This is a genomic window from Dactylosporangium cerinum (assembly GCF_042653625.1).
GTDB classification, from domain to species: domain Bacteria; phylum Actinomycetota; class Actinomycetes; order Mycobacteriales; family Micromonosporaceae; genus Dactylosporangium; species Dactylosporangium cerinum.
In genome coordinates this window covers 21,030-32,806 of record NZ_JBHSIU010000131.1, presented here as the reverse complement: position 1 = coordinate 32,806, position 11,777 = coordinate 21,030, and the positions used below count along the sequence as shown (strand labels likewise).

General features: G+C 75.6%; 1 protein-coding gene and 1 pseudogene. One reads left to right on the top strand and one right to left on the bottom strand.

Going from position 1 to position 11,777, the window contains the following annotated elements:
• Positions 1-246: 246 nt before the first annotated feature.
• Positions 247-1,464, top strand: a complete 1,218-nt coding sequence (locus ACFPIJ_RS62230; RefSeq protein WP_380129008.1) for a cytochrome P450 — start codon at positions 247-249, stop codon at positions 1,462-1,464.
• A gap of 139 nt (positions 1,465-1,603) precedes the next feature.
• Here the strand turns inward: ACFPIJ_RS62230 and ACFPIJ_RS62225 are convergent.
• A pseudogene (locus tag ACFPIJ_RS62225) lies at positions 1,604-11,758 on the bottom strand (type I polyketide synthase); the annotation flags it as partial.
• Between the last annotated feature and the right edge of the window lie 19 nt (positions 11,759-11,777).

Sequence of the window (11,777 nt, the reverse complement as noted above, 5' to 3'; positions counted from 1 at the left end):
GACTGTCGCTGCAATGACCGGGTGTGCACGCCCCGCCCGCACATCGCCACCTGGCACGTGACACTAATGACCGGTGCCGATGCCCGACACCCCTAGCACGGGCCGCCCGCACCCTTAACCGGCGGCCTTGCCGGTCAACGGTTTGCGGCCGTCCTCCCGACGTTGCGGGGGGTTCGCTAGGGGTTGACCGGCCGGCGCGGGGAACCGGACAGTTGGGCTCGAACCCCGACCAGATCGGCTGCGACGATGACGACCTTCGGCACGAAGCTGCTCTTCGACCTGCGGGACCCGCTGCTGCAGAGCGATCGGTACGAGTACTACCGGCGGCTGCGCGAGGCAGACCCGATCCACCACTCCCCGCTCGGCTACTGGGTGCTCACCCGGTTCGACGACTGTGACGCGTTCCTGCGCGCCCCCGGCGTGTCCGCGAACTACACCGACGACCCCGAGTGGGTCCGGGTCCGCGGCGGGCCCAACAGCCCAATCGTGCGCAGCACCAAGCGCTGGATGCTGACCAATGACGGCGCGGTGCACCGGCGGCTGCGCCGGCTGGTCGCCCGCGCACTGACCCCGGCCGCCGTGGAGCGCCTCAAGCCCCGGATCGCCGCGATGATCAACGACATGATCGATGCGATGGGCGACGGCGAGATCGACCTCATCAACGGCATCGCGCTGCCCCTGCCGGTCTACGTCGTCTGCGAGCTGCTCGGCATCCCGATCGAGGACGCCGAGCGCTGCCGGCACTGGACGAACACCATCGCCGACGTCGTCGACCCGCTCGTCACCCCGCAGATGCGGATCCGGATGAACCGGGCCGAGCCGGAGTTCCGCGCCTACATCGGCGAGCGGCTGCGCGAGCGCCGCGTCCACCCGCGCGAGGACGTCCTGTCGATGCTGCTGGAGCCCGACGCAGACGGCGAGGTGATGTCCGAGGAGGACATCGTCGCCCAGGTCCTGCTGCTGTTCAACGCCGGCCACGAGACGTCGGTCAACGTCCTCGGCAACGGGATGTTCGCGCTGCTGGAGCACCCGGAGCAGCTGCGGCTCCTGCAGCAGCGGCCCGACCTGGTCGATCACAGCTTCGAGGAGCTCGCCCGGTTCAACTCCGCGGTGCAGGTCCTCGCCCGGCGCACCACCGCGGCCGTCACCCTCGGCGACACCACGATCCCGGCCGACTCGGCCGTGCTGGTGGTGCTCGGGGCCGGGCACCGCGACCCGGAGAAGTATCCGGACCCCGACCGTCTCGACATCACCCGGCCCGCCACGAAGTCGCTGGCGTTCGGCTCCGGCCCGCACTACTGCATCGCCGCGACGCTCGGCCGGCTCGAGGTCGTGATGGCGTTCCAGCAGCTGCTGCAGCGGTACCGCACGATCGAGCTCGCGAGCACGGATCTCGAGTGGTTCTCCCATTTCACGTTCCTGCTCGGCCTGAAGCGACTGCCGCTGCGGGTCACCTTCCGCTGAGCCGCACCGCCTGTGAACGGCCGTCCGCACCCGCGGGCGGCCGTTCTCGCGTGTTGTGCCACGGCAGAACGCCCCGCCGCCGGACCGGCGGCGGGGCGGGTGCGTGCCGTCAGCCGAGCGTCTCCAGCCAGGCGTTGACGGCGGCGGTCGTGGTGTCCACGTGCTCGGCCATCACCGAGAAGTGGTTGCCCGGCACGTCCACCGGCGTGTGCGGCAGGTCCCAGGTGGCCCGCCAGTCATCGTCGCGGTCCCACGGGCCCATGGGCTCGCTGGCCCGAATCAGCAGCGTCGGCGCCGCGACCTCCTCGGCGAGGAAGCCGACGGTCATCATGCCGTAGGCGGCCTGGGCGGTGAGCCGGATGTCGTCCATCGGCACGTACGTGTGCTCGCGCTCGAAGACGCCCTCCGACAGTTCGTTCTGCCAGACCAGGTGGACCGGCCGGGACAGCGGGTAGACGTCGACGAGCACCACGCCGGCTGGTCGTACCCCGGCCGCCTCGAGGTGACTGGTCAGTGCGTGCGCCAGGATGCCGCCGCCGGAGTGCCCGACGAGCACGAACGGCTCGTCCCCGACCAGGTCGAGCAGCGTCGCGGCCTGCCACTGCAGCGCAACGTCGCCGTCCGCGGGCAGCAGCTCGCCGCGGCCGAAGCCGGGCAGCGGCAGCACCGAGACGTCCCGCTGACCGCGGAAGCCGGCCGCGAAGCGGGCGAACTCGTGCGGCCCGCCGATCGCCGTGATGCCCGTCTGGCAGACGATCCGCGGCCGCCGCGCCCCCCGGGCCAGGTGCACGACGGCGGGCGGGTCGACGAGTTCCTCGGGGCGGTGGAACACGGGCCGGAACTCCGCCGCGTCGACCACGACCGTCATGAACTGCTCGACCCGGTTCGTCCGGATCGCCTGACGGTACAGCGAGTTGAGCAGGCCGACGGGGTTCGCGTCGTCGGGCGCGATACCCAGGACCGGCGCGGCGGCAGCCTCCGTCCCGTTGCCGGCGGATTCCAGCAGCGCCTGCTCCACGTGGCCGGCGAGGCGCAGCACCGTCGGGTGGTCGAAGACCGCCGTGGCCGACAGGGTGAGCCCGGTGGCCGCCTGGAGCCGGTTGCGCAGCTCGATCGAGGTGAGCGAGTCGAAGCCGAGCTCCAGGAACGCGTCGTCGACGCCGAACGCGTCGGCGGTGAGGTGGCCGAGCACCGTGGCGGCGTGACCGCGCACCAGATCGAGGAGCGTGGCCGACCGGTCGGGGCCGGCGAGGTCGAGCAGTCCGTTGCGCACCCCCGCCGGGTCGGCGCCGGCCGGCTCCCCGGGTTCGGTGCCGGCGTCGGTGGCGGGGCCACCCGCCCCGGGCACGGTGTCGAACAGCGGGCGGCGCCCGGTCATGGTGAACGACTCCATGAACGGTGCCCATCGCACGTCGGCGGCCACCAGGACCGGCTCGCGCCGGTCGACGGCCTGGCCGAGCACGTCGAGGGCGAGGTCGGGCGCCATGGGCGGCAGGCCGAGCCGGCGCAGCCGCTCCTGCACCGATGCGGCGCCGGCGATGCCGTCCGGGTCGGCCCACGGCCCCCAGGCGATCGCGGTGGCCGGCAGTCCCACCGCCCGACGGTGTTCGGCGAGCGCGTCGAGGAAGGCGTTCGCGGCGGCGTGAGCGCCCTGACGGCTGCCGCCCCAGACCCCGGCCGCGGAGGAGAACAGGACGAACGCCGACAGCGGCAGGTGGCAGGTGAGCTCGTGCAGGTGCCAGGCGCCGTCGGCCTTGGGCCGCAGCACCTCGGCGCTGTGCTGCGGGGTGAGCGACACGATCTCGGTGTCGTCGAACACGCCGGCGGCGTGGAACACCGCGTCGAGAGGGTGCTCGGCCGGGATCGCCGCGAGCAGTTCCGCGACGGCGGCCCGATCGGCGACGTCGCAGGCGACGACGCTGAGCCGCGTGCCGGCCGCCTCGAGTTCGGCGGCGAGACCGGCCAGATCGTCGGGGCGATCGGTCGCCGCGCCGCGCCGCGCGGCCAGCACGATGTGCGGGGCACCCCGACCGGCCAGCCACCGCGCCAGCCGCCGGCCCAGCGCGCCCGTGCCACCGGTGACGAGCACGGTGCCGCCGGGCCGCCACGCCGCGATGCCGGGGTCGGCCGCGCCGAGCGGGGCGCGCACCAGCCGCCGGGCGAAGGTGCCGGCCGGCCGGAGCGCGACCTGGTCCTCGGTGCCGTCCGCGAGCAGCCGGACGAGCGCGGTGCCGATCCGGTCGTCGACGTGCTCGGGCAGGTCGACGAGCCCGCCCCAGCGCCTGGGCTGTTCCAGGGCGATGACCCGGCCGAGACCCCAGACGGACGCCTGACGCGGCGCCGGCAGCGGGTCGGCGTGGCCGACGCCGACCGCTCCGCTGGTGAGGCACCACAGCGGCAGCTCCGCGTCGGCCTTGGCGAGCGCCTGCACCAGGTGCGCGGTCGCGTCGACCGCGCGCCGGGCGGCGTCCGGCGCCGCACCGCGCCCGTCGAGCGCGAGCAGGGACACGACCCCGGCGAGCGGGCCGGCCGCCGTCATCAGCGCGCCGATCCGCTCGGCCAGCGCGCCGGGGTCGTGCTCGTCGGTGGTGGTGATCGTGACGGTGCTGCCGCCGTGGGCGTGCACCGCGCGGGCGACCGCCACGGCGGACGCCTCGGCGCCGGCACCGGCGGGCGCGACCAGCAGCCAGGTGCCGGTCAGCGCCGGCGGCGCGGTCTCGGGGACCGCCTGCCAGGAGACGCGGTACCGCCATCCGTCCACCGTGGACTCCGCGCGCCGCCGGCGGCGCCAGGCCGCGAGCGCCGGCACGACGTCGCGCATGGTGTCCGGCCCGGCGGCGGCAAGCTCGGTGGCGACCGCCGCGCTGTCGATGCGGTCGACCGCGTCCCAGAACCGGGCCTCGGCGGGGTCGGCACCGGCTGCGGGCGCGGGTTCGACGGCGGCCGGCGCCTCCAGCCAGTAGCGGCGACGCTGGAAGGCATACGTGGGCACGGCGATCCGGCGCGCACCCCGGCCCTCGAACACGGCGGCCCAGTCGACGGCGGCGCCGGCCACGTGCAACCGGGCCACGGCGTCCAGCAGGGCCCGCACCTCGTCCCGGTCGGCGCGCAGCGCGGGCACCAGCAGCGGCGGCTCCGACCGGTCCGCGAAGCAGAGCTGGGCCATCCCGGTGAGGACGCCGGCCGGGCCGACCTCCAGGAAACGGTTCACGCCGTCGGCGGCGAGCCGCTCGATGCCGTCGGCGAAGCGGACCGCCTCCCGCGCGTGCAGCACCCAGTAGCCGGCGGTGAACGCCTCGACCGGCGCTCCGGTCAGGTTGGACACGACGGGGATGTTCGGCCGCTCGTAGGTGAGGCCGTCCAGCACCGCGGCGAACTGCGCGAGCATCGGCTCCATCCGGGCGGAATGGAAGGCGTGCGACACCCGGAGCCGGTTGGTCTTGCGCCCGGTCCCGGCGAACCGCGCCGCGACCTCGTCCACGGCGTCGGCGTCGCCGGAGACGACCACCGCCGACGGGGCGTTGACGGCGGCGACGCCGATGCCGCCGGTCACGTCGGCGAGCACCGCGCGGACCTCGTCCTCGCCGGCCTGCACCGCCAGCATCGCGCCGCCCTCGGGGAGGGCCTGCATGAGCCGGCCCCGGGCCGCGACGAGCGTGCAGGCGTCGTCGAGCGACAGCACACCGGCGACGTGCGCGGCGACGACCTCGCCGACCGAGTGGCCGAGGACGGCGGCGGGGCGCACGCCCCAGTGCTCCAGCAGCCGGTAGAGCGCCACCTCGACGGCGAACAGGGCGGCCTGCGTGTATGCCGTGCGGTCGAGCAGCTCGCCGCCGTCGAACACCACGTCGTGCAGGGGCCGGTCGAGTGCGCCGTCGAGGCGGGCGCAGACGGCGTCGAACGCCTCCGCGTAGACCGGGAACGCCTCGTACAGCGCCCGTCCCATCCCGGCGCGCTGAGCTCCCTGGCCGGTGAACATCATCGCGAGCCGGCCCGGCCCGGTGCGGCCGTGTGCGACGCCGGCCACGGACTCGTCGGCGGCCAGCGCGGTGAGGCCGTCGAGCAGCTCGGCCGGGTCGGTGGCGGTGACGACGGCCCGGTGTTCGAGCGCGGCCCGGCCGGTGGCGAGGGAGTACCCGGCGTCGAGCAGGTCCCCGGTGCCGCCGGCGACGAACGCGCGCAGCCGCTCGGCCTGGGCGCTGAGCCCTTCGGCGGTCTTCGCCGACAGCAGCCACGGCACCGGTCCGGGGACGGTGTCACGGGTGGGCGCGGGCGGGTCGGCCGGTGGCTCCTCGATGATCAGGTGGGCGTTGGTGCCGCTGATCCCGAACGCGGAGACCCCGGCGCGCCTCGCCCGCTCCCCCGGCTCCCACGCGACGGGCTCCGTGAGCAGCGCGACCTCGCCCGCGGACCAGTCGACGTGCGGCGTGGGCGCGTCGACGTGCAGCGTGCGGGGCAGCTGTCCGTGCCGCAGCGCCAGCACCATCTTGATGACGCCGGCGACGCCGGCGGCGGCCTGCGGGTGGCCGAGGTTCGACTTGATCGAGCCGAGCAGCAGCGGCCGGCCGGCCGGGCGGTGCTGTCCGTAGGTGGCGATGAGCGCCTGCGCCTCGATCGGGTCGCCGAGGGTGGTGCCGGTGCCGTGCGCCTCCACCGCGTCCACATCGGACGGTGCGAGACCGGCGTCGGCGAGCGCCTGCAGGATGACCCGCTGCTGGGAGGGCCCGTTCGGCGCGGTCAGGCCGTTGGAGGCGCCGTCCTGGTTGACGGCCGAGCCGCGGACGACGGCGAGCACCTCGTGGCCCTGCCGGCGCGCCTCGGAGAGCCGCTCGAGCAGCACCAGTCCGACGCCTTCGCCCCAGCCGGTGCCGTCGGCCGCGGCGGCGAAGGGCTTGCACCGGCCGTCGGCCGCCAGACCGCCCTGCTTGCTGAACTCGGCGAAGACCATCGGGGTCGGCATGATGGACACGCCGCCGGCGACCGCCATCGCGCACTCGCCGCGGCGCAGTGCCTGGACGGCGAGGTGCAGGGCGACCAGCGACGAGGAGCAGGCGGTGTCGACGGTCACCGCCGGGCCTTCGAGCCCGAAGGTGTACGCGATCCGGCCGGACATGACGCTTGCCGCGTTGCCGGTCATGTAGTGACCCTCGGCGCCGGGCGGGAGGGCGACGCCGGCGCCGTAGCCGGCCGCCGAGCCGCCCACGAAGACGCCGGTGCTGCTGCCGCGCAGCGATCGCGGGTCGATGCCGGCCCGCTCGAACGCCTCCCACGCGGTCTCCAGCAGCAGCCGCTGCTGGGGGTCCATCGCGACGGCCTCGCGCGGCGAGATGCCGAACAGGCCGGCGTCGAACAGCGCGGCGTCGTACAGGAAGCCGCCCTCGGGCGCGAACCCGCCGGCGTGGATCGCGGGCCAGCCCCGGTCGGTGGGGAACAGCGAGACACCGTCGACGCCGTCGGCCAGCAGCCGCCACAGGTCCTCGGGTGAGGCGACGCCGCCGGGGAACCGGCAGCTGACCGCGACGATCGCGATCGGCTCGTCCGCGTGGGGCGCGGCCGCCGCACCGGTCCCGCCGACGCCCGCGACCGGGTCCGCGCCGGCGACGCCGACCCGATCGAGGAGGTGCCCGGCCAGTGCCTGCGGGGTCGGGAAGTCGAAGATCAGGGTGGCCGGCAGACGCAGTCCGGTGGCCGTGCCGATCAGGTTGCGCAGGTCCAGCGCGGTCAGCGAGTCGAAGCCGAGGTCGCGGAACGCGCGGGCGGCGTCGATGGCGTCACCGGAGGCGTGGCCGAGCACCATGGCGGCCTGGGTGCGGACGAGGTCGAGCACGACATCGAGCCGGCCGGCCGGTGCCACGGCCGCGAGCCGGGCCGCCAACGTGGCCGCCGGGTCAGCACCGGTGGTGCCCGCCGCCGCGACCTGGGCGGCGGCGTGCCGGACCTCCGGCAGGTCGCCGATGAGCGGGCTGGGCCGGACCGCCGCGAAGGCGCCGGCGAACCGGCCCCAGTCGATGTCGGCGACGGCGACGAAGGTCTCGTCGTGCTCGACCGCCGCGGCGAACGCGGCCATCGCCAGCCGCGGGTCCATCGGCGGCACCCCGCCGCGGCGCAGCCGCTGGAGCACCACGTCGTCGGTGGCGAGCCCCGCCTCGCCCCAGGCACCCCAGGCGATCGAGGTGGCGACCAGGCCCCGGTCCCGGCGGTGCCGGGCGAGCCCGTCGAGGTAGGCGTTGGCCGCGGCGTAGTTCGCCTGTCCCGGGTTGCCGATCGTGCCGGCCATCGAGCTGAACATGACGAACATCGACAGCGGCAGGTCCGCGGTCAGCTCGTCCAGGTGCCGCGCCGCGAGGGCCTTGGCGCGCAGGACACCGTCGAGGCGGTCCGGGGTCAGCGCCTCGAGCACCCCGTCGTCGACCAGCCCGGCGGCGTGCACCACGCCGGTGAGCGGGTGTTCGGCCGGGATCGCGTCCAGGACCCCGGCCAGCGCGGCGCGGTCGCCCGCGTCGCAGGCGGCCACGGTGACCCGGGTCCCGGCCGCGGTGAGCTCCGCGACGAGCGCGTCCACGCCGGGCGCGGCCGGGCCGCGGCGGCTGGTGAGGACGAGGTGTGGCACGCCGCGCCCGGCGAGCCAGCGGGCGACCAGCGCGCCGAGCGCGCCGGTGCCGCCGGTGACGAGCACGGTGCCGGCGCCGCGCCACTCCCCGGCGGGCTCCACGACCGGCTCCACGGCCGGTTCCACGACCGGTTCGGCGCGTTCCAGCCGCCGGACGAAGACCCCGGAGGCCCGGATCGCGGCCTGGTCCTCGCCGGTGCCGGCGGACAGCAGCGCCGCCAGCCGGCGCTCGTCGCGCTCCCCGAGCTCGTCGGGCAGGTCGACCAGGCCGCCCCACCGGTCCGGGAACTCGAGCGCGGCGATGCGGCCCAGGCCCCAGGCGTGCGCCTGGACGGCGCTGCGCTGCGGGTCGGAGCGGCCGACGGACACGCCGCCGCGGGTGAGGCACCATACGGGCGCCGGCAGGCCGGCGTCGTCGAGGGCCTGCAACAGGACCACGGACGCGGCCAGTCCGGCGGGGACCGCCTCGTGCCCGGCGAGGGGTGCCTCGGCCGCGGGCAGCAGCGACACCACGCCGGCGAGGCCGGGTCCAGCAACGGTCAGCAGCCGGTCGGTGAGGTCCGCGCGGCCGGTCGTGGCCGGGTCGACGGTGAGCTCGACCGTGGCGGCGCCGGCGCGGTGCAGCGCGCGGGTCACGTCCCCGGTCTGCGTCCCGTCCGGGGCGATCACGAGCCAGGTGCCGGTGAGCGCGCCGCCGGGTAGCTCCTGCAGCGGCTTCCAGACGATGCGGTACCGCCACGCGTCCACGGTGGACTCCGCGCGCCGGCGCCGACGCCAGGCCGCCAGGGCCGGCAGCACCGCGCCGAGCTCCCCGTGGGCGTCCGGAGCGTCGAGTCCGAGCGTGCCGGCGAGACCGGCGAGGTCGCCGCGCTCGACCGCCTGCCAGAAGCGGGTCTCCGCCGGGTCGGCCGCGACCGGTTCGGGTGCGACCTGGGCCGGCGGGTCCAGCCAGTACCGGTGCCGCAGGAACGCCGTCGTCGGCAGGTCGACCTTCCGGGCGCCGCGCCCGTCGAGGACGGCGCTCCAGTCGACCGCGACGCCGTGGGTGTACAGCTCGGCGAGCCCGCGCAGCGCCGCCTCCGCCTCGGGGCGGTCGGTGCGCAGGGCGGCGGTGAGGACCGCCGTGCGGTTGTCCTGCGCCTCCTCCAGCGTGAGCCGGGCCATCCCGGTCAGGACGCCGTCGGGGCCGAGCTCCAGGAACCGGGTGACGCCGTCGCGGCGCAGCCACTCGATGGCGTCGGCGAAGCGGACCGGGCGCCGGGCGTGCCGGACCCAGTAGTCGGGTTCGCGGATGTCGTCGCCGGCCGGGGCGCCGGTCATGTCGGAGATGACGGGGATCACGGGCGGGTCGTGGCGCAGGGCGCCGGTGATCGCACCGAACTCCTCGAGGATCGGCTCGACCAGCGGTGAGTGCGATGAGAACGAGATGTTGAGCCGGGTGGTCTTGCGGCCCTCCGACTTCCAGCGGGCGACCAGCTCGCCGATGGCGTCCACGTCGCCGGACACGACCACGGAGGTCGGCCCGTTGATCGCGGCGACGTCGACGAGGGCCTCGTAGCCGACGAGCGCGGCGCGGACGTCGGCCTCGCCGGCCTGCACCGCGAGCATCGCCCCGCCGGGCGGGAGGGCGTGCATGAGCCGGCCGCGCGCGGCGACGAGCACGCAGGCGTCCTCGAGCGACAGCACGCCGCCGACGTGCGCGGCGGCGGCCTCGCCGAGGGAGTGCCCGAGCACGTAGTCGGGGGTGACGCCCCACGACTCGAACAGCCGGAACAGCGCCACCTCGATCGCGAACGTGGCGGGCTGCGTGTAGAGGGTCTGGTCCAGCAGGGCCGCCTCGGGCGAGCCCGGCGCGGAGAAGACGAGGTCGCGCAGCGGGTGCGCGAGCATCGGCGCGAAGGCGGCGCAGACCGCGTCGAACGCGGCGGCGTACGCGGGGAACGCGTCGTACAACTCGCGGCCCATCCCGGCCCGCTGCACGCCCTGCCCGGGGAACAGGAAGACGAGCTTGCCCGTGGTGGCCACGCCGGAGACGACGCTGGGCGACGGGGTGCCCCGCTCAACCGCGGCGAGGCCGGCAGTGAGGGCCTCGTCCTCCGCGGCGACGACCACGGCGCGGTGCTCGTGCTCGCCGCGGGTCGTCACCAGCGACCAGGCGACGTCGGCGGCGTGCGGCGACGCCGCGGTGACGTGTGCGCGCAGCCGCGCGGCCTGGGCGGCGAGCCCCTCGGCGGAGCGGCTCGACACGACCCACGGCACGACGCCGGGTCGCGGCGCGGTGCCGGACGCCGGCTCGCCGTCGGCGGGCGGCGCCTGCTCGACGACGGTGTGCACGTTGGTGCCGCTGATGCCGAACGCGGACACCGCGGCCCGCCGCGGTGCTCCCGTGTCGGGCCAGGGCAGCGCCTCGGTCAGCAGCTCCACCTGTCCGGCCGACCAGTCCACGTGCGGCGTCGGCGCGTCGATGTGCAGCGTCTTGGGCAGGATCCCGTGCTGCATGGCCAGGACCATCTTCATGACGCCGGCGACGCCGGAGGTCTGCTGGGTATGGCCGATGTTCGACTTGAGCGAGCCCACGAAGAGGGGCCGCCCGGCGGTGCGGTCCTGCCCGTACGTGGCGATGAGCGCCTGTGCCTCGATCGGGTCGCCCAGCGTGGTGCCGGTGCCGTGCGCCTCGACGACGTCGATCTGCTCCGGGGACAGCCGCGCGTTGGCGAGGGCCTGCCGGATCACCCGCTGCTGCGAGGGCCCGTTCGGGGCGGTGAGCCCGTTGGAGGCGCCGTCCTGGTTGACCGCGGAGCCGCGGATGACCGCGAGGACGGTGTGGCCGTTGCGCCGGGCGTCTTCGAGCCGCTCCAGCAGCAGCACGGCGGCGCCCTCGGCCATGCCCATGCCGTCGGCGGCGGCGGCGAACGCCTTGCACCGGCCGTCGGCGGCGAGCGCCCGCTGCCGGCTGAACTCGACCAGGCCGAGCGGGTTGGGCACGACGGTCACGCCACCGGCCAGCGCCATCGTGCACTCGCGTTGGCGCAGCGCCTGGACCGCCAGGTGCAGGCCGACGGACGAGGACGAGCACGCGGTGTCCACCGTGACGGCCGGTCCCTCGGTCCCGAGCGTGTACGCGATGCGGCCGGAGACCACCGAGGTGGCGCCGCCGGTCAGCACGTATCCTTCGGAGCCCTCGGCGGCGTGCAGCAGCCCGGCACCGTAGCCCTGCCCGCTCGCGCCGATGAACACGCCGGTCCGGGTGCCGCGCAGGGCGGACGGGGCGATGCCGGCGCGTTCGACGGTCTCCCAGCAGACCTCGAGGATCATCCGCTGCTGCGGGTCCATGACCACGGCCTCGCGCGGGCTGATGCCGAAGAAGCCCGGGTCGAACGCCGTCGCCTCGGGCACGAAGCCGCCCTCGGCGACGTAGGTCGCGCCGGAGCGGTCCGGGTCGGGGTCGTAGAGGTCGGCGACGTCGAACCCACGGTCGGTGGGGATGGGACCGACGGCGTCGCCACCGTCGGCGACCAGGCGCCACAGATCGTCGGGGCTGTTGACGCCGCCCGGCAGCCGGCAGCCCATGGCGACGATCGCGATGGGCTCCTGGTCGCCGGACTCGGCGTTGCGCAGCCGCTGCCGCGTGTCGTGCAATTCGGCGATCACCCGGGTCAGGTAAGCGCGGAGCTTCTCCTCGTCCGCCATGGGAACGTCTTTC